The 19517-nt window shown below is 64.8% G+C and carries 20 protein-coding genes; 7 read left to right on the plus strand and 13 right to left on the minus strand.

From position 1 onward, the window contains the following. Positions 1-8 precede the first annotated feature (8 nt). The 5 genes from ACXAD2_RS02310 to ACXAD2_RS02330 all read right to left on the minus strand — a co-directional run bounded on the left by ACXAD2_RS02310 (position 9) and on the right by ACXAD2_RS02330 (position 4553). A complete protein-coding gene (locus ACXAD2_RS02310) occupies positions 9-1313 on the minus strand; it encodes a TRAP transporter large permease (RefSeq protein WP_475166339.1) in 1305 nt (434 codons plus the stop codon). Continuing rightward, entirely contained in the window at positions 1310-1870 is a 561-nt protein-coding gene (locus ACXAD2_RS02315; RefSeq protein ID WP_475166342.1) for a TRAP transporter small permease subunit, read from the minus strand. The genes ACXAD2_RS02310 and ACXAD2_RS02315 overlap by 4 nt, the downstream gene beginning before the upstream one ends. Beyond that, a complete protein-coding gene (locus ACXAD2_RS02320) occupies positions 1867-2934 on the minus strand; it encodes a C4-dicarboxylate TRAP transporter substrate-binding protein (RefSeq protein WP_475166347.1) in 1068 nt (355 codons plus the stop codon). Before ACXAD2_RS02320 ends, ACXAD2_RS02315 begins: the two co-directional genes overlap by 4 nt. Before the next feature lie 99 nt (positions 2935-3033). After that, positions 3034-3684 carry a malonic semialdehyde reductase gene (locus ACXAD2_RS02325; RefSeq protein WP_475166350.1) on the minus strand — a complete coding sequence of 217 codons (651 nt, stop codon included), beginning with the start codon at positions 3682-3684 and terminating at the stop codon, positions 3034-3036. Beyond that, on the minus strand, positions 3681-4553 hold the full coding sequence (locus ACXAD2_RS02330) for a fumarylacetoacetate hydrolase family protein (protein ID WP_475166353.1): 873 nt from the start codon (positions 4551-4553) through the stop codon (positions 3681-3683). The genes ACXAD2_RS02325 and ACXAD2_RS02330 overlap by 4 nt, the downstream gene beginning before the upstream one ends. Before the next feature lie 83 nt (positions 4554-4636). Here ACXAD2_RS02330 and ACXAD2_RS02335 point away from each other — a divergent pair, with 83 nt between their 5' ends. From ACXAD2_RS02335 to ACXAD2_RS02365, 7 genes are read left to right on the plus strand one after another with little or no spacing between them, the layout of a single operon-like run. Beyond that, positions 4637-5023, plus strand: a complete 387-nt coding sequence (locus ACXAD2_RS02335; protein ID WP_475166357.1) for a YciI family protein — start codon at positions 4637-4639, stop codon at positions 5021-5023. Positions 5024-5078: 55 nt separating this feature from the next. Continuing rightward, positions 5079-6371, plus strand: a complete 1293-nt coding sequence (locus ACXAD2_RS02340) for a malonyl-CoA decarboxylase (RefSeq protein ID WP_475166359.1) — start codon at positions 5079-5081, stop codon at positions 6369-6371. 9 nt (positions 6372-6380) lie between these two features. Then, the gene (locus ACXAD2_RS02345; RefSeq protein ID WP_475166364.1) at positions 6381-7889 is read left to right on the plus strand and encodes a malonate--CoA ligase; all 1509 of its coding nucleotides are present in this window, start codon (positions 6381-6383) and stop codon (positions 7887-7889) included. A 51-nt stretch (positions 7890-7940) separates the two neighbouring features. Then, a complete protein-coding gene (locus tag ACXAD2_RS02350) occupies positions 7941-8972 on the plus strand; it encodes a type 2 periplasmic-binding domain-containing protein (RefSeq protein WP_475166367.1) in 1032 nt (343 codons plus the stop codon). A 42-nt stretch (positions 8973-9014) separates the two neighbouring features. Further along, positions 9015-9617 carry a TRAP transporter small permease subunit gene (locus ACXAD2_RS02355; protein ID WP_475166369.1) on the plus strand — a complete coding sequence of 201 codons (603 nt, stop codon included), beginning with the start codon at positions 9015-9017 and terminating at the stop codon, positions 9615-9617. 1 nt (position 9618) lies between these two features. Beyond that, complete coding sequence (locus ACXAD2_RS02360; RefSeq protein WP_475166372.1) at positions 9619-10947, plus strand: TRAP transporter large permease; 1329 nt, start codon at positions 9619-9621, stop codon at positions 10945-10947. A gap of 11 nt (positions 10948-10958) precedes the next feature. Beyond that, positions 10959-11444 (plus strand): GlcG/HbpS family heme-binding protein, encoded by a 486-nt coding sequence (locus ACXAD2_RS02365; RefSeq protein WP_475166374.1) that lies wholly within the window; start codon positions 10959-10961, stop codon positions 11442-11444. Between the two features lie 39 nt (positions 11445-11483). Here ACXAD2_RS02365 and ACXAD2_RS02370 read toward each other — a convergent pair whose 3' ends face one another. From ACXAD2_RS02370 to ACXAD2_RS02405, 8 genes are all read right to left on the minus strand, one after another. Continuing rightward, positions 11484-11801 carry a hypothetical protein gene (locus ACXAD2_RS02370; RefSeq protein ID WP_475166376.1) on the minus strand — a complete coding sequence of 106 codons (318 nt, stop codon included), beginning with the start codon at positions 11799-11801 and terminating at the stop codon, positions 11484-11486. Then, a complete protein-coding gene (locus ACXAD2_RS02375) occupies positions 11747-12535 on the minus strand; it encodes a Gfo/Idh/MocA family protein (protein ID WP_475166379.1) in 789 nt (262 codons plus the stop codon). The genes ACXAD2_RS02370 and ACXAD2_RS02375 overlap by 55 nt, the downstream gene beginning before the upstream one ends. A gap of 154 nt (positions 12536-12689) precedes the next feature. Then, on the minus strand, positions 12690-13508 hold the full coding sequence (locus tag ACXAD2_RS02380) for an Ldh family oxidoreductase (RefSeq protein ID WP_475166380.1): 819 nt from the start codon (positions 13506-13508) through the stop codon (positions 12690-12692). A 529-nt stretch (positions 13509-14037) separates the two neighbouring features. Continuing rightward, entirely contained in the window at positions 14038-15150 is a 1113-nt protein-coding gene (locus tag ACXAD2_RS02385) for a patatin-like phospholipase family protein (RefSeq protein WP_475166383.1), read from the minus strand. Positions 15151-15161: 11 nt separating this feature from the next. Next, complete coding sequence (locus ACXAD2_RS02390) at positions 15162-15614, minus strand: hypothetical protein (protein WP_475166385.1); 453 nt, start codon at positions 15612-15614, stop codon at positions 15162-15164. Positions 15615-16191: 577 nt separating this feature from the next. Beyond that, positions 16192-17088, minus strand: a complete 897-nt coding sequence (locus ACXAD2_RS02395; RefSeq protein ID WP_475166388.1) for a VOC family protein — start codon at positions 17086-17088, stop codon at positions 16192-16194. A gap of 1 nt (position 17089) precedes the next feature. Further along, a complete protein-coding gene (locus tag ACXAD2_RS02400) occupies positions 17090-17923 on the minus strand; it encodes a fumarylacetoacetate hydrolase family protein (protein ID WP_475166391.1) in 834 nt (277 codons plus the stop codon). Between the two features lie 27 nt (positions 17924-17950). Beyond that, positions 17951-19504 (minus strand): bifunctional 3-(3-hydroxy-phenyl)propionate/3-hydroxycinnamic acid hydroxylase, encoded by a 1554-nt coding sequence (locus ACXAD2_RS02405; protein WP_475166395.1) that lies wholly within the window; start codon positions 19502-19504, stop codon positions 17951-17953. Between the last annotated feature and the right edge of the window lie 13 nt (positions 19505-19517).

Here is a 19517-nt window from a genome sequence, read left to right on the forward strand (position 1 = left end):
TCGGCTCCTTATACAAGGGCTAGGGAAAGAGAGGGAAAGGCGATCAGCAGGACCAGCACCACCAGCATGACGCCCGCGAAGGGCAGCGCCCCGAGGAACACGTCCTTGAGCGTGATGCGCGGGTCATCCAGCGTCGCCTTGATGACGAAGCAGGAGATGCCCAGCGGTGGCGTCAGGAGTTCGATCTCGGCCCCGATGACCGTGATGATGCCGAACCACACGAGGCTCAGCCCCATCGGTTCGATCAGCGGCAGAAACAGCGGCACCACGATCAGGATGATTGACGATGTGTCGAGGATGGTGCCGAGGAACAGCATGAGGAGCACGTAGCATAGCATGATCATCACGAAGCTCAGATCGCTGGCGGCAAGGAGTGCTTCGAGCTCGCGCGGCAGCCCGGCAAGACCGAGCATCCGGCTGTAGATCGACGCGGCGGTTATCAGGAACAGGATCGCCGCCGTGATGTGGCCCGTTTCGAGCAGCGTGTCCCACAGGTTGCGCCAGGACATCGTCCGGCGCACCGCCGCGATGACAAGCCCAAGCGCCGCGCCCGCCGCGCCCGCCTCGACCGGGGTCATCCAGCCCAGGTAGATGCCGCCGATCACAGTGACGATCAGCAACAGCATCGGCAGGGTGCGGCTTGCGACCTCGCGCCATGGCATCGGCGCGTAGTCATCCGCCGGACGCCCGCCTACAAACCTGGGCACGAAGCGCCCCATCAGCCAGATCGCCCCGATATAGGCAGCGGTCAGCATCAGGCCCGGTATGACACCGGCGATGAACATCTCGCCCACCGATTGCTCGGCGACGAAGGCATAGATGATGAGCATCGCCGATGGCGGGATGATCATGCCCAGCACCGACGATCCCGCCACGACACCCACCGCAAAGCGCGGGTTGTAATCGTATTTCTGCATCTCCGGCACGGCGACCTTTGAAAACACCGACGCCGAGGCGATGGAGCTGCCAGTGACCGCGGCAAAGCCCGCGTTGGCCCCCACCGTCGCCATGCCGATGCCGCCCTTCACCCGGCGAAAGCCCGATGACATGACGGCATAGATATCCGTGCCCAGCCCCGCCTTCGACACCACCAGCCCCATGAAGCTGAACAGCGGAATGGTGGCAAAGGGGTATTCCATCGCGCTTTCGCCGATGGTGATCTTCAGCAGGTTCATCGCCAGAGTGAGGTTGTCGCGCATCAGCCAGATCGACACGAAGGACACGGCGGTGAGCGCAATGGGAATATAAACGCCAAGATATATCAGCAGCACGATGGCCCCGACCGAGATGGCGCCGACTTCGATTGGGGTCAAAGGTTTTGCTCCTGCCTGGGCCCGAGCACTTTCAGGGCGAAGAGGATCGTGCACATGGTCGTGCTGGTCAGGACGGTCAGCTTGATCGGCCACCACGGAGCGGTGAACACGCCCGGTATTCCGAAATAATCCTGCGAGTGCCACATCTCGATGAACAGGGGAAACGATGCCACCGCAAGCAGCGCCATGATGGCAAGGGACAGCAGGTCAATCAGCCGTTGCAGCAGGCTTGCCGCGCGCGGCGCGCGGATGGCCAGTAGCCCCAGGAACCCGTCAGACCGCGTGAGTTGCCCTGCCCGGATCACATCGGGCAGTTGCAGGAACACGATCAGCACCATGGCGAACTGCACCAGTTCGATGGTGCCATGCAGCGGGCGGTTGGCCAGCGTGCGCGCCAGCATGTCGTAATTCACCACCACCACCAGCGCGAGCACCATGAGCGTGCCCGTCGCATTCGCCCCCAGCGCAGCGACCCGCACCGACCCGGACAGCGCGCGGTGCAGCCGCCGACAGCCCTCCGCCATCGGCGCGCCGCTTCGATCATTGGCGCCTGTCACTGACCAATGCCTGCAGTCCAGTCGCGCAGCGGCGCGGCTTCGCCATTGATCGTGGCAAGATAGGCCGCCAGCATCTCCGAGCCCGGCTGGCCCTTTGCATCCAGATCCGAAGCCCATTCCGAGGCGATGTCGGGCAGCGACGTGGCCCATGCAGCGCGTTCGTCGGCGCTCATCTGAACGATCTCGCCGCCGCTTGCCACATAGGCCTCGCGGGCTTCGGCGGCCCGGTCCATCGCGATCTCGGCCACGTGGTCGCGATAGGCGGTGGCGCTTTCCCGGATTGCGGTGCGTACCTCATCGGGCAGCGCGTTCCAGAAATCCTTGTTGGCGGACATAGTCTTGGTGTTCACCGCGCCCAGATCGACCGCCAGCATGAACGGCCCCACCTCCGAAATCTTGAACGTGGCCGCCGCTTCGGGCCACAGCATCGCGTGTTCGACCAGCCCCGTCTGAAGCATGTTGTAGAAATCGGTCAGCCCCCCGCGCACGCCGGCCGCATCGGGGATGCCCTCGACATAGCGCAGGTTCATGCCCGCGCCCGCGATTTTGGCGCCGTGCAGATCGGACAGCGTTTCCACCTTCTTCGCCGAAAACAGCTGGTAGGTGTCCAGCACAACGCCGGTGGTCAGGTAGACTTGGTTCTGCGCGTCGAATTCCGCCTGCATGGTCGGGAACTTTTGTGCGATCTCGTCGACCGCCTTTGCCACCACCCGTGCATCCGACGACACGAAGGGCGTTACGGCGGCAATCGCCTGGCTGGGCAGCTTCGAGCTGTGGAAGATCGTGGTCACGATGCCGATGTCGCCAAGGCCGAGCTGCAATCCTTCGAGCACGCCGCCCGGCTTGACCACCGTGCCGCCATAGCTTTCGCGCCAGTCGATGGTGTAATTCCCGGTCTCGGCAAGGCGCCGGTCGACTTCGGGGATGAAATAATCGGTCAGTTCCTGCACCCACATGGCACGGGCCGGGTAGCCGTCGATCACGTTGATGGTGATCAATTCCTGCGCGAGCGCGGGCACGGCCGCCCCCGCGAACAGCAGGGCTGTTGCAGTCATGAAACGCATTTTGGGGTCTCCTCCCGTGTGGTTCTAAATGCCGACGCATGTCCGCCGGTCGGTGCGCTGCGGGCGCGGCTCCTCTTCCGCGCCCGCAGCGATGGTATGTCAGATCACGCGGCACACCTCGTCAAAGCCGAGGCGCGGTAGCTTGCCGAACAGCGCGGTTTCATCCGCGTATCCGATGTTGCACAGGAAATTCGATTTCCACCCGCTTTCGGCAAAGAATTCCTCGTCGACGATCGCATTGGAAAAGCCCGACATCGCGCCAACGTCCAGCCCCAGCGCCCGAGCCGCGATCATGAAATACGCACCCTGTAGCGACGAGTTCCGCAGCGCCGTCGTCTCGCAATGCTCACGCTTGCCCTCGAACAGGGGGCGGCGGTCCTCATGCGGAAAGGTCTGCGGCAGGCGGGTCCAGAAATTTGGATCATAGGCGATGATCGTCGTCACCGGGGCCTGCCGCATCTTAGCGATGTTCTTGTCCTTGAGCGCGCGCGCCAGCCTGTCCTTGGCCGCCGCGCTGCGCACATGAACGAAACGGGCGGGCTGGGTGTTCATGCTGGTCGGCCCGCTGATGGTGATGTCGTGCAGCTCGCGCAGCAGGGCATCGGGCACGTCGCGGTCCGTCCAGGCGTAATGCGAACGCGCATCGCGCAGGATCAGATCGATCGATGCCGCGTCAAGCGCGTCGACGCGCCCGCGCAGCGCCCGCACGGCCGCCTGCGCCTGCTGCCGAGGATCGGCCAGCGCCGTCATTCCGCCGCCTGTCCCAGATCGGCCTCGTCGCAGATCGGGTTGGCGCAGATGCCGATGCCTTCGATCTCGATCTCGACCACCTCGCCGGGCCTCAGCCAGCGCGGCCCCGGCTTTTTCGCATGTCCAACGCCGGGCGGCGTGCCGAGCGCAATCAGATCGCCCGGCTCCAGCGTGGTGAATTCGGACATAATGGCGATGGTCTGCGCCACGCTCCAGATCATGTTGCCGGTGTTCGAGCTTTGCAGGATCTCGTCGCCCACGCGGCTTTCAATCTTCAGCCCCTTGGCGCCTTCGGGCAGGTCTTCGGGCGTGACGACATAAGGGCCGATTGCGCCGGTCTGGTCGAAGTTCTTGCCTGGGGTCCACTGGTGCGTCTTGCGCTGGTAGTTGCGCACGGATCCGTCGTTGAACACGGTATAGCCGAACACATGGTCCAGCGCGTCCGCCTCGGAGATGTGTCGCCCGCCCTTGCCGACGATCAGCATCAGCTCGGCCTCGTAATCAAGCTGGTCCGAACAGGTCGGGCGGACAAGCGGCGCGCCGGCGGCCATGATCGACTGGCGTGTGCGCAGGAACATCGCCGGATAATCGGGAATGTCGTAGCCGCCTTCCTTGATGTGTTCGATATAGTTCAGGCCAAGACACAGGATCTTGCCCGGGGCATCGACCGGCAATTCGGGCGTGATCTGCGCCAGCGGCACCGCATCGCCCGTCACATTCGCGGCCTTTGTCAGAAGATCGTCCGATTCGATCAGCGCCCGAAGATCGCTGCCGATTTGCGGCAGGGCTGCCGTCAGATTGAAAGCGGTATCGCCTTCGACGCGGAAAACCGAACGTGCGCCGGCCGTGGTCCCAACCAGAAGTTTCATAGCCTCTCCTCTCAGATTTCACTTTCTTTTGGCGACAAAAATGGATTAAGTCAATAAATATCGATTTTCTGGGAGGGGAAAAGATGCCGGACTGGACCACCTACGCAGACTCCGCCAGGGCGCGCGGTGCGCTCGCGCTCGAACTGTTCATGGTGCACTCTGTGCCTGTACCGGGCGGCCCGGCGGTGCCTGATGTGCTGCCCGATCATCTGGCCTATCAGAGCAAACTCGAATTGCAGGGCAGCCTGTTTCTGGCCGGCCCGCTGTCGGATGACACCGGGCGCCAGATCACCGGTGCCGGTCTGGTAATCCTGCGTGCTTCGACGCTGGACCATGCCCGCCAGCTTGCCGATGCCGACCCTATGCATGCCAGCGGCGCGCGCAGCTACACCCTGCGCCGCTGGCTGGTGAACGAAGGCAGCCTTTCGCTTTCGGTGGGGCTGTCGACGGCGGCCATCGCCCTGACCTGAGACGCCGCAGCAAGCGCCGTGAGCGTGCCCCGTGTGATGTGACGGAAACAGAGCCATGCAACTGATTCAATCGACCTACCTGATCGACCTGCTTTCCACGATTACCCTGCGCAATCGCGCCGCGCCGCGCGGCAGCGACACCCGCAGCCCCCGTGACCTGGCCGAACTGCTGCTCACCGATCTGGGGGATGCGTCCTCGTCGAAAGTCTCGCGCGCGCTGCTGGCGCAATACCGAGACATGACCGATGAGAGCAAACACTCGTTTTTCGACATGCTTGCCTGCGATTTCGACATCGACGGTCACGCGCTGGCCGATCTGGCCCGCGCCTATGGCGAAGACCCTCAGCCCGGCACGCTCGCCCGGCTGACCGAGGCCGCAGAGCCGCGCCGGCAAGAGATCTTTCGCCGCCTCAACCGCGTGCCGGGCGCCACCGCAGAGCTTGTCGCGATGCGCTGCGATCTGTTGCGAATGGCCCGCGACACGCCGCGCCTTGCGGTGATCGACAACGATTTCCTGCATCTGTTCCGGTCATGGTTCAATCAGGGCTTTCTGGTGCTGCGCCACATCAACTGGGACAGCCCCGCAAGTATTCTCGAGAAGATCATCGAATACGAAGCGGTCCACGCCATCCACAGCTGGGACGACCTGCGCCGCCGCCTGCTGCCGGAGGACCGGCGCTGCTATGCCTATTTCCACCCCGCCATGCCCGAAGAGCCCCTGATCTTCGTCGAGGTGGCGCTGACCGATGGTGTCGCGGACAACATCCAGGCGGTACTGGCCGAAGATCGCCCGGCGCTGCCGGCGAAACGCGTGAACACAGCCGTGTTCTATTCGATCTCGAACTGCCAGAAGGGGCTGCGCGGCATTTCCTTCGGCAATTCTCTGATCAAGCAGGTGGTCGAGGATCTCAAAGCGGCGATGCCCGAACTGACGACCTTCGTGACCCTGTCGCCCATTCCGGGCTTTCGCCGCTGGGCAGAACAGCGCCTTGCCACCCTGCCCGAGCCCGAGGCGGCGCCGCTGGCCGCCGCATTGCAGGGCGGCGGCGCGGCGCTGCGCCCCTACGTGGCGCAATACCTCATCCGTGAACGCAACCCGCGCGGCGGCCCTCTCGACCCGGTGGCACGGTTTCACCTGGGCAACGGCGCGCTGGTCTACGAGATCCACGCGGGTGCGGACGAATCCGACAACGGGCTGCGCCAGTCCGGCGGGGCAATGGTGAACTATCTCTACGATCTCAATCAGATCGACGCCAACATCGAGGGTCATTCCACCAAGGGAACGATCGCCCATACCCGTGCCCTGAGCGCGCTTCTGAAAGCCAATGCCGTCCCGGCCAAGACCTGAAAGAGAGCCATGACCAACCATCTTTTCGATTCGCTTTTCGGATATCACGCCGGCAGCGACGCACCTTTCGTCACACCTCTGGGTGGCACGGCACTGAGCCATGACGCGTTCCTGACTCTTTCGGCGCGCATGGCGAACGTGTTCGATGCGCAAGGCTTACAAAAGGGCGACCGGGTGGCGGTGCAGGTGGCCAAGTCGGTGCCCGCGCTGGTGATCTATGCCGCCTGCCTGCGGGCGGGGCTGGTGCTGCTGCCGCTCAACACTGCCTATACGGTCCCGGAACTGGCATATTTTCTTGGCGATGCCGAACCGCGGCTGGTGATCTGCGATCCTGCAAGCGCCGAGGGGCTGACCCCCATCCTGCCCGAAGGCGCAGGGCTGATGACGCTGGGCGCCGCCGGGACGGGAAGCCTGATGGACGCCGTGGCGCAGGCCGATGCCGATCACACACCGCTTGGTTGCGGGCCCGACGACCTTGCGGCGATCCTGTATACCTCGGGGACCACGGGACGGTCGAAAGGTGCGATGCTGAGCCACGACAACCTGTTGTCCAATGCCCGCGCACTGACCGACCTGTGGCGCTTCGGGCCCGGTGATGTGCTGCTGCACGCGCTGCCGATCTTTCACACCCACGGGCTATTCGTTGCGGTGAACGTCTGCGCGCTGTCCGGGGCGTCGATGCTGTTTCATCCGGGATTCAGCCTCGATGACATCATCGCGGACCTACCCAATGCCACGACGCTGATGGGAGTGCCGACCTTCTACACCCGCCTGCTGGACGATCCGCGCTTTACCCCAAAGCTGTCGCAACACATGCGGCTGTTCGTGTCGGGCTCAGCGCCGCTGCTGGCGGAAACCCACGAGCGGTTCGAGAAGCGCACCGGGCACCGCATCCTGGAACGCTACGGCATGACCGAAACCAACATGAACGTGTCCAACCCCTACGAGGGCGAGCGCCGCGCTGGCACGGTCGGCTTTCCGCTGACGGGCATCGAGCTGCGAATCACAGACACCACCACCGGCGCGACCCTGCCCGATGGCACGATCGGCATGATCGAGGTGCGCGGCCCCAACGTGTTCAAGGGCTACTGGCGGATGCCCGAGAAGACCGCAGAGGAGCTGCGTGGCGACGGTTTCTTCATTACCGGCGATCTGGGACGCATCGACGCCGACGGCTACCTGTCCATCGTGGGCCGCCAGAAGGACCTGATCATCTCGGGCGGCTACAACATCTACCCCAAGGAAATCGAAACGGTGCTGGATGAATTGCCCGGCGTGCTTGAATCCGCCGTGGTCGGCATTGCCGATCCCGATTTCGGCGAGGCGGTGATTGCCGCCGTGGTGCTCGAACCGGGGGCCGAGCCCGACCCTGAAACGCTGATGGCACTGCTGCGTCCGCAGCTTGCGCGGTTCAAGCATCCCCGCGCGATTCGCGTGCTGCCCGAGCTGCCGCGCAACACCATGGGAAAGGTGCAGAAGAACCTGCTGCGCGACGCCTTCACGGCGGCGACAGTCTGACATCGCGGCCGGGATACGCCGGCCAACGGGAAATCAAAGGGAGGAGAAACCATGACCATCACCAGAACCATCACCCTGTCGGTGCTTGCGGCGCTGACGCTGAGCACTGCCGCTCCGGCGGCCAACGTCGACGGCCCGTCGGTGTTGTGGAAGATCTCAATGTACGGCAATCCGCGCGCGCTGACATCGGGCATGGAGGCGCTTGCCGAAAAGGTTGCCGCCGAGACGGACGGCAAGTTCCAGATCCGCATCTTTTACGCCGAGCAGCTTGGCCCGGCGCGCGAAGCACTCGACGCGATCAAGCTGAATGCGATCGAGGGCGCGGGCATCTGCAATTTCTATCATCCCGGCAAGAATCCGGCTTGGATGGTGTTCTCGTTGCCGTTCCTGCCAATTCCCACCCCGGCGGTCGACCTGTACGTGCGCAAGCGGATGTTCGAACATCCCGCCATCGTTGCGGATATGGAAAGGTGGAACGCTCTGCCCTATGCCTCGGGCCTGCTGCCGCAGTACGAAATGATGGGCCGGGGCGAGCCGCCAAGAACGCTGGACGATTGGGCCGGGCTGCAGGTTCGCGCGGGCGGCGGGCTTGGCGATGCGATGGAACTGCTTGGCGCAACCAAACAGACGCTGTCCGCAGGCGAGACGCTGACCGCCTTTCAGAACGGCACCGTCGATGTGGCGGCGTTCCCGTACACCTACGCGCATGTCGCCTTCAAGATCAACGAAGAGGCCGACTGGTACACCGCCAACCTGTCGCCGGGGTCGTCCGAGTGCGGCTGGGTGCTGAACAAGACCGCCTTCGAGGCGCTGCCCGAACAATATCAGGCGCTGATCTGGGACAACCGCGATATGGTGCTCGAGACCGAGCTTGCGGCCTATGCCGCGCAGGACGAAAAGAACATTCCCCTGTTCGAGCAGACACTGACCAGGATCGAATACGACGAGGCTGCGCTGGAGGAATTCCGCGCCCGCGCCGGCAGGCCGATCTGGGACAAATGGGTTGCCGACAACCGCGGTTTCGACGCGCAGGGTGTGCTTGACGCCTATCTTGGCTACGCGGCAGAGGCGCTCGAGAACTGAGGCGCCTCGGCGCCGCCGCCCCCTTTTCATACGGACCACCTCATGTCTCATTCCCCCGACACGCGCGGCCTCGTGGCCCGCGCCGACCGCCTGCTATGCCCGGTCGAAGATGCCACGAACCTGATCGCGGCGTTGTTCGTCTTTGGGCTCATGTGCCTTGGCATCGCGCAGATCGCGATGCGGACCCTTTTCGACATGCCGCTCACCGGCTATGTCGATCTGGTCGAGCTTTCGATGGCAGGCATGGCCTTTCTGGGGGCCGCCTACACCCAGCGCATGGGCGCGCATATCCGCATGGAGCTGCTGCTGGGCGCGCTTTCCGGACGCAGGTTCTGGGCTGCCGAAATCATCGGCGCGCTTGTCGGCATGGCGATCATCGCGGTGCTGATCTGGTACACCGGCGCGCATTTCTGGCGCTCTTTCACTCTGGGAGACACGACGATCGACGCGGAATTCCCGGTCTGGCCGTCCAAGCTTCTGGTGCCGGTGGCGTTCACGATCTGGTTCGCGCGTTTGGCGGTGCAGCTTTTCGGCGCCATCCGCATGTTCATCGACCCGAACCGCACGCCTCAGGGCGTCGCGCTGATCAAAGATGTCGCCCAGACCGCCCGAGAAGAGGCGGACGCGGCCACGGAGGAAAACTGACATGCTGATCGGGCTGGGTTTTGAAAATCCGCTTGCCGTCGGGCTGATCGGCGTCGGGCTATTGATCGTTCTGGTGCTGCTGGGGGTGCGGGTGGTGTTTGCCGCCGCCATCATCGGCCTGCTGGGGCTGATCGAATTGATAGGCTGGGGCCCGGCGGCAGGCATTGTGGGAATCGTGCCGCATGCAAAATCCACCACCTATGCGCTGTCAGTCCTGCCAATGTTCATCTTCATCGGCTTCGTCGCCTTTCATGCGGGCATGACTTCGCAGCTGTTCGATGCCGCGCGCAAATGGTTGGGTTGGATGCCCGGCGGCCTTGCGGTGGCGACGGTTTTTGCGACCGCGGGCTTTGCGGCCGTGTCGGGCGCCTCGACCGCGACGTCGGCGGTATTTGCGCGCGTTGCGATCCCCGAAATGCTTCGCCACGGCTATGACAGGCGCCTGTCGGCGGGAGTTGTCGCGGCGGGCGGTACGCTGGCCACGCTGATCCCGCCGTCGGCGATCCTGGTGATCTATGCCATCATCGTCGAGGAATCCGTGGGCCGGCTGCTGCTGGCGGGGTTTCTTCCAGGGCTAGTGTCGGCGCTCGTCTATGCGGCGATCATCGTGATCTGGGCGCTCGTCAAGCCGGAGCAGGCGCCGCGCATCCCGCAATCGGAACGCGCCTCATGGACCGAGCGAATGATCTCGTTGCCGCCGCTTCTGCCGATCATGGCGGTGGTGTTCATCATTATCTCGGCGATCTACCAGGGCTGGGCCACCCCGACGGAGGCCGGCGCGCTTGGCGCAGGCATCATCTTTCTCGTGGCGCTGGTACGGGGAACGGGCCTGAAGCCCATCACCGAAAGCCTGATGGAAACCGCCAAGCTGACGGTGATGATCTTTTCCCTGATCTGGGGGGTCACGGTGTTCGTGCGCTTTCTCGGGTTCTCGGGGCTGGCCGAGGCGTTCACCGGCCTCGTGGTCGGAATCGATGCGCCGCCCATGGTCATCATGGTGTGCATCCTACTGGCCTATGCGGTGCTGGGCATGTTCATGGACGCGATCGGCATGCTGCTGTTGACCCTGCCGGTGGTCTATCCGGCGGTCATGGCGCTGGGGTTCGATTCCATCTGGTTCGGCATCATCGTGGTGAAGATGGCCGAGATCTGCCTCGTCACTCCCCCTATCGGGCTCAACTGTTTCGTCGTCGCCGCGGTCAGGCCGGACATCTCCCTGCCAGACGTGTTCAAGGGCATCACCTGGTTCTTCGTCGCCGACGTCATCACCATCATCGTGCTGCTGGCGTTTCCGGGAATCGTCACCTGGCTGCCCGATCTCATGCGCTGAAAGGAAATTCCATGAAACTTGCGTCTTCGCTTTCGCTCGCCCTGGCGGAAACCATCGTCGACAACGTGCTGGCCATCGGCAAACGCGAGGAGATGAAGCCCCTCACCGTCGTGGTGCTCGACAGTGGCGGACGTATGGTCTGCATGAAGATGTCGGACGGTTGCGGGCTGTTGCGGTTCAACATCGCGCTCGGCAAGGCCTATGGCTCGCTTGGCATGGGGTTCTCGAGCCGCACGATCCGCGATTACCTGTCGGCGCGTCCTGCGTTCCAGAACGCCATCGCGGCGGCCTCGGAGGGGCGGTTCATCCCGGTGCCCGGCGGCGTGCTCATCGAAGACGCCGACGGCATGACCATCGGCGCAGTCGGTGTGAGCGGAGACGCATCCGAGCGCGATGAATACTGCGCCATCCATGCCATTCGCGATGCGGGCCACGCGCCGAATCCCGCCGAGGAAGCACCCGACTGGCGCGCGGCGTCGTTGTCGGACAAACACTGATTGTAGGGTCGGGGCGGCAATGCGCCCGCCCCGGCCGGTTCAGCCGCGAAGAGCGACCGGGCGCCCGGTGCGGGACGACGCCGCGATCGCGGCGATGAGATCATGCGACACAAGCGCCTCGCGCCCCGATACCATCGGCTTGCGCGCGGCCCGGACCGCATCGATGAAATCTTCCAAGACCGCCTGATGCCATTCATGCTTGCCGCCGTGCAGCGGGTTCACCGCGCGCGGAGCCTCGTCTTTTGCCCTGATCTCGCGGCGACCGTCGCGCCAGCTGATCTCAAGCGCGTCCTTGTCGAGCTTCAGGCTCGCCTCCTCGAAATGCAGCCGGATGATTTCCGTCCGGTGCGGATACATCGCCGTGCTTGCGACAAACGAGCCGGCGGCACCGTTCGTAAACGCAGGCCTAGGATTGCGAAATCCTCGGCCTCCATCCGGTGCAGGGGCGTGGTTGCGGTCATCGCCTGCACGCTCGCTACCGGCCCAGCAAGGCTGAGCGCAAGATCGATGGAATGAATGGCGTTGGTGATCATCACCCCGCCGCCGTCGCGGGCATTGGTGCCGCGCCCCAGCTCGTCGTAGTAGGCCTGATCCCGCCAAGGCGGCACCTCGATCTCGACCAGCCCGAGCTTGCCAAGCCCCCCGCCCGCTACGTGACGGGCCGCTGCCATCAAGGGCGCGCGCATCCGATGCTGGAAGAGAACGCCGAGCGTCACGCCCGCGGATTTGCAGATCTCGACGACTTCCCGCGCTTCTTCAGGTGTGCGCGCAAGCGGCTTCTCGAGAAGAATGTGCGTTCCAGCCTGCGCGAGGACCTCGATCACCTTCTTGCGCACGCTCGGAGGTGTGGCAATGATAGCCACGGGAATGTCGGGATCCGCAGCAACAGCGACCAGATCCGAAGAGAATTCTGGCGCCTCTCCGTCATAGAGCGCCGCAAGATAACGGGCGCGGTCCGGTCGGCGCGAGACGATGGTGCGCAGCCGGGCATGGTTTCGCGCAGCAGAAAGCGCGGCGACATGGGTTTTTGCGATCATGCCCGCCCCGATGAGTGCGACACCGACTCGTCCTTCATGTAGCTTTTTTACCATCTCTTCCTATCCTGTCCGGCTTTCCTGATGCGATTTGCGTGCAGGCCCACCCAGATACTGGGCGTCCTCTTCGGTTGGCTCTGGCGGCCGAGGCGATGTCTGCGGGGGGTCTTTTCCGTCGCCGTCGCCTCGCTCCGACCCGGCGGGCCTTGTGTCAGGTTTCAGAATGGCACCGCGGGATGCCCGCCGCCTCGGCAAGACGCTCGAACGCTCTGGCGGTTTCCGGGTCGAGCGGAACCCCGTGTTCGCGACGGCGGGCAGCCTCCGCCCATTCCCTGTCGCCGGGAGCAATGATCGTCGCGCCGCTCCGCCTGCCGCTTGCACGCAGCGCCCCGAGATAGCGCGTCATCCCGGCGCGCAGAAACTCGCGGCCGATGAAACCATCGGGATCGACGCAGATCACGAACGCCCCCATTCCGCGCGGCGTCGTGATGTCGGGCCCGGGCATCGGCAGGATCTCGGGGGACGTCTTCATTCCGGTCAGGAGCGCGGAGAAGATCTCGATCATCCCGGCAAGATCCGCCCCCTTGAAGCCGAATTCTCCGCCAATCGGTGCAAGCATCTCGGCCAGGTTCGGGTCTGTGGTGTTCCTCCCGAGCGCGCCGGAGGCCGTATGTTCGGGCAGATCGCGACCGAGCGATCGGTAGAGCTGCACCCGATTGTAGGGTACCGCGCTGGTCGCCATGTCGAGTAGCCAGCACGCGCCGCCTGCGACAGGCGCAGAGACGGCGATCGGATTGGTGCCGTGAAACCGTTCGGCGCCGTCGTGGAGGCGCACGAAGCTGTCGGAATTGCACATGACGATCCTGATCATGCCCGCGTCGGCTGCGGCTTGTGCGTAGGCACCTGCGGCCCCGAATTGGGAGGTCCGACGAATACCGACTGCTCCGATCCCGGCCTCTCGGGCAAGGGTGCAAGCGTAGTCGGTCGCGGCATAATTGGCCAGCGTGCCGTGTCCGTCGTCAGCATCCAAAAGGCCTTACCCGGCGCGATTGCGCACGAAGCTCATGCGGGGAGTGCCGTTCACGCGCCCGCTTCGCAGGACTATGTCTAATGCGCCAGAAGGCGGACACCGTGACTGTCCACGCCAAGGCGACTTGCGTGCAGCATGGCGCGGGTTCCGGCAGCGGCGCTTGGGTCATCCGCACCCGCGGCCCGCCGCACTGCGTCACAAAACCCCGACAGAGCGTCAAGATCGGCTTGTAAATGAGGCATCACCCAGCCCGGCGGCCGCTGACGCGGGACATGCACACGAACGCCCTGTCCAGATGTCTGCGCTTCATCAGGCACCCCTGTAAGACCTTCGGAGCGGCGGACCGGCGGGCGGAACCGGCAATGTTTTCGGCGTGCAGGGCAATGCCGTCAGCGAAGGTCCGCTGCACTGTATCGTCGCGACGATCGCGGCCTGTGCCTCTCGCTGTGCTTCCGCACGATCTGTGGCAGAACTCTCGCTGTAGATCAGTTCCTTGAGGGCCGAACTTCCGGCCAGCCGCCGTACGCAGTCAGGCTTCCCATAAGGTTCCCGACGTAGCGCGGCTGTACCCATGCTCGAACATTGCGGCCATGTAATCGGCTGCGAACCGGTCGCTGGCGTCGTAGACGATTCCGCTGTCGCGGCTGACGGATGCGACATTGAACCCAAGATCGTTCCGTTCGCACAACATGCGCGCCGTGTTGACAGAGGCCGCCGCGCTGGACCGGACCATTGCGGTCATCGCCTGTTGGGAAATCCCAAGGGCGCTGGAGGCGCTCTGCTGCGGCGCGGGATCCAGTGTGTTGTTCATCAGCAGATAGACGCTGCCGCCTCTGGCGCGCCGCGCATCCACCTCAAACGTGGCGGGCGGGGTGGCGAGCACCTGCATCTCGACACCGCCGTCCAGATGCGTTTCGGTTATCATCTCTCCGTTGTGCCCGATGCCGATCCTTACGGGTGAGAACAACCCCGGAAGAGCACTCGACGCACGGATAACAGCCCGGAACAGAGCATATTGCCGGGCCTGGGCGATCGCGCCCATGTCCCAGACGATTGCCTTTGATGTCGCCAGATTTGTCGTGACGACAAAAAGGCGTGCCCCTTCGTCATGCCTTTGCGCGATCGCGTCTAGTATCGGCTCGGACGTGTAGGTGGCGATCAGCTCAGCAAGCGGCGCTGTGTCGTAAAGACCATCGCTGGCGACGACGGAAAGCCCGCGAAATCTCATGATGTCGCTGGCATCGTGATCGAGAAACATATGCTGCAAGGCGTCATCGCCAGACGATCCCAGAAAGGCCATCGGCGCAATCAGGGCGCCGGACGACACCCCCGTCACGACATCGAAATCAGGGCGCGTGCCAACGTGCGACAGGCCACACAAGGCACCGTCCTCGCCCCCCGCAGACAACGCGAGCATCTGGGGGCGGTTGCTGAGGCGCGCCAAATCCAGATGGCGCGCCCAGGTTTGTTGATCCTCATCCGCCTGAAATCGCAGGGCTGCCAATGGATCGCCCTCGACTGTGTGCGAAGGCTTGCCGGTTGTTTGTGCCCCTTGCGGCGCGCTGCACGCTGCAAGCGTGGTCAAGGCACAGGTGCCAACGACGAAGCGCCGCCTGCTCAGATGCGGAAGTTCAGAACGCATGAGGCTGTCTCTTAGTTGGAACGCCGGGCAGTATCGGGTGCGCCCGCTTTGAGAACGGCAGCGACGGTTTCCGCATCGACCTTAAGGCAGCTGGCAATCGCCGCAGGATCAGGCCGTTCCGGACGTGCGCCGGGTTCGGGACGTGGCATGCAGTTTTCCAGGGCAGCCTCGGTTACACCCATTTTCGCCGCCATTTCGGACATTGGCACCCCCGGGGGAGGGCCATTCTGCGCTGCCGCAGCCAGGGGAACTGCCAGTGCCGTCGCAATGCAAAGCATCGGGAGCGATTTCAGGATCTGTGTGGTCATGTTTACCTCGATGAATATCCGACGTCTTGGGTGCGGACAAAGGATCACACGGTGGACGATCAGGGTTCCGTCGCTGCCCGACCCATTCTCTTTCATAACGTAGCGTAAGTTTATTAATTTAATAATTAAAAACAGAACGTTAATCAGGCTTTGCAAAAGTCTCACCTGGCGCGGCGCCGGCGGAATTGTGGTTCGACAGGCTCTGCCGGAGAGCTTCCAACGGACCATGCGGCACGATGCCGACCGATCTGTGCAACAGTCGTGCCGATAGGCGGCCTGGCGCGCAGAAGGTCTTCGACCCGGCGCCGATCAGGCAGGTTCGGCTCCGTGTTCGCCATCGCCATCCCTACGCCATGGATCACGTCAGCGTCGTACTGAGCGGAGAGGATCTCGAACAAACGCGCCGCCGGCGCCTGTAGCCGTCTCTTCATGAGACACATCCAACGCAGCAAAAACACCCATGTCAGTTCCTCCTTTCATTGGCTTCAGTGAAGACCGAAGCATCCAATCCATCTCTCTATGCGAGATAAGGTAGGTCGACATCGCGATTACGCTAAATGGTGTAATTTCCCGGATGGCATGAGGGCATGATCAGGCAACTTTCGTTGTGACGCTGAGAAGGGGGTCAAGCTCCTCCTTGTCGATCTGGGCCGAGTGCGAGTTTGCTCTTGGTCACCGCTCCAGGCGTATCTGCAGTTGACAGTCCCTTATGTCGCGGCACCTCACCGAAGGATCAAAGAAATGGCACCGCCAATTGCGCCGTTTTGCACGCCTCGGTCTTCGGCGGGGCGATGCCCCACTGATCGCTGCGCCCGGGCGCCCAGGTCCAGTCCACTGGCCCGCCGACGCAGTAGGTGTCGTCCACCTGCAGCACCTCGGCGGTGTGCTCGATCACCATGCCGAAGGGATCGACGAAATAGAGGAACACGTTGTCCCCCGGCCCGTGCCGCCCCGGCCCCCAGCCGATGCCGAAGCCCGCGTCGCACATCCGGCCCGAGGCCTTCATCACCGCTTCCCAGTCCGGGTGGTTGAAGGCGACGTGGTTCAGCGTGTCCACCTCGGCGATGGCCAGCACCACCGCGTGGTGGTCCGAGTTGGTGCGCAGGAAGCCCATCATCTTCGAGCGGTCGGTCAGGGAGAAGCCGAGCCCCTCCTCGAAGAAGCGGATGTCGGCACCCAGATCGCGGGTGTTGATGTTCACATGCGCAAGCCGGTCGGGCATGTGGCGCCCCGCGGCCTCGAGCGGCGCGGATCGCGCATCCCCCTGAACGACGCAGTAGAGCCGCCCCGAGGGATCGCGCACGGCAAAGCCCGTGCCGCCGCCGTGGTCCGCGAGCGAGCCGATGCCGCCCTCCGCCGTGCCCCCCGCCGCGACCAGCCGGTCGCGCAGGGCGGGCAGGTCGGTTTCCTCCGCGGCGCGGAATGTGACCGAGATCACGCCGGTCGCCGCGCCCTGCGTCAGGCGCAGCACGTAAGGGTCGGTGCCGCTGGCCCGCAGCCAGACGTGCCCGGCGTCGCGCGCGGCCTCTTCGAGCCCCCAGACCCGGGTGTAGAACTCGGTGGCTGCGGCAAGGTCGGGCGTCGAGATCTCGACGCTGCGCAGGCCGATGAGGGGAAATTCCGCGCCCATTTCAGCCCTCCGCCACGATCTTACTGACCAGCGAGCCGACGCCGTCAATGCGCACCTCGATCTCGTCGCCGGGCTTCATCCACACCGGCGGGGTGCGCTTCGAGCCGACGCCGCCGGGCGTACCGGTGGCGATCACGTCACCCGGCGCCAGCGGGGTGAACTGCGAGACGTAGGCGATGATCACCGGGATCGGGAAGATCATGTGCGAGACCGGCGCCTCCTGCATCACCTCGCCGTTGAGCACCGAGCGGACCACCACGGCGCGCAGGTCGGCGATCTCGTCCGGGGTCACCAGCTCGGGGCCGAAGGGCGCGGTACCGGGGAAGTTCTTGCCAGGGATGAACTGCCGGGTGTGCCACTGCCAGTCACGCACCGAGGCGTCGTTGAAGCAGGCAAAGCCCGCGACATGCTCCATGGCCTCGGCCTTGGGGATGTTGCGCCCGCCGCGGCCGATGACGATCGCCAGTTCCGCCTCGTAGTCGAGATCGCCCGAGACGGCGGGCCGGACCACCGGATCGTCCGCGGCGACCAGCGTGTCGGCGAAGCGGGTGAAGATCGACGGGTGCGCCACCTCGGCGCGGCCGGTCTCCTTGCGGTGGCTTTCGTAATTGTGCCCGACGCAGAGAATCTTTCCCGGGTTCGGGATCACCGGCAACAGCTTGACCGCGGCGCGCGGCAGCCGCGGTGCCGGGCCGTCGAGCGCCAGCGCCCCCGCGGCGATCGCCGCGCGCAGGTCGCCCGGCGCGCCGGGCAGCGCACCTAGGTCGACGACCTCGGACCCCTGGACGCGACCCCAGGAGGCGCGGCCCTCGTATTCAAAGCTGATGAAACGCATGATGGATGTCCTTCCCTGTCCCTGCCGTCACGACGATGCGGCCTGCGCCGCCGCCGGCTGCGCCAGCCCCATGGTCCGCCCGAGGCGGGTGATCTCGGAGCTCATCCGCGGCGCGCTTGGCGCCAGCGCCGCGGTGTAGAAATCTGGGCGCAGCAGGACGTGGGCCGCGTCCCGCGCACCCAACCACGCCGCGAGATGCCCCTCGGGGTCGGCCACGTCGCGGCCCAATACGACCTGCCTTGCGCCGAGCCGCGCCAGCACCGCCCGGGCCTCGGGTGACAGGGGCTCTTCCTCGCGCGACAGCAGAACCCAGCCGCCGCCAGTCACCGCGTCGAAGAGCCCGCCGTCCGCACGCACCACGGGGTTGATGAAGCGCTCGCCCGCCCCGGCGCCGACAAGATCGGACGCGATCGGCGCGATGAGCTCGGCGGCGGTGCGGATGTCCTGTTGCGCGCGGACCCGCGCGTCACGCTCTTGCGCCGCCTCGGGGTCGAGCACGCAGATGTACTTGCCCGCCTCGATCGCCTTTCCGATCACGTGGCGCACCTGCGCGTCGCGCTCGGTCTGGTAGCTGTCGAGCAGCGCGGCGCCCGCCTTCCCGGCCAGCACCAGCTCGAGCTTCCAGGCGAGGTTGGCGACGTCGCGCAGCCCGTGGCACATGCCCTGGCCGAAGAAGGGCGGCGTCTGGTGCGCGGCATCCCCGGCCAGCAGCACCGGCCCGACGCGCCAGTCTGTCGCAACGAGCCCATGGAAACGGTAGGTGGCGGCGCGGATGATCCGGTTCTCTGCCCCCTTCACCCAGGGCGCGACCAGTGCGGCGACGGTCTCGGGCTGCGACATTTGCGCGTCGTCCTCGCCTGGCAGCAGCATGAATTCCCAGCGGCGGTGGTTACCCCGCCCCGGCACGATGGTCGCCGGGCGCGCTGGGTCGCACATCATCACCGACAGGCGCTGCAGGTTTGCCCCCTCGGCGACACCCGAGAGCGCGGGGAAGGAGATCGGCCCCTCGACCTCGGCATCGACCACCAGCCAGGGCTCTTCGAAATCGAGGTCGTCGAGCGTCACGCCAAGCGCCTTGCGCACCGTGCTTCGCGCGCCGTCGGTTCCGAGCACCCAGCGCGTGTCGATGCTCTCGCCCCCGGCCAGCGCCAGCCGGGCCTGATCGCCCAGCACCTCGAGCCCGGTCACCTCGCAGCCGAGGCGCAGCGTCACGTTCGGATAGCGCGCGAGCCCGGCGCGCAGCACCTCTTCCAGTTCGGGCTGGTAGAAGAAGTAGTCGTTGGCATGGCCGAAGGGCCGAGGCTTGCCCGCCGCGCTCAGGTAGCGGATGACGCCGTGGTCGGCACCGATGTGCAGGTGCCCGTCGGCGGGTAGCAGCAGGTCCCCAAGCGGTTCCAAAAGGTCCGCATCCGCCAGCAGGCGCAGCATCTCGTGATCGACATGCACCGCGCGCGGCAGCGCGTAGGGCGCGGCGTCGCGGTCGAGCACCAGCACGCGCAGCCCGGCCCGGCCCAGCAGGTTCGCGGCAAAGGCACCGACGGGGCCGCAGCCGACGATGGTCACATCCCACTCGGGTGTCATGTCTTTTCCTCCA

It is taken from the genome of Salipiger sp. ABN3_019 (assembly GCF_056158605.1).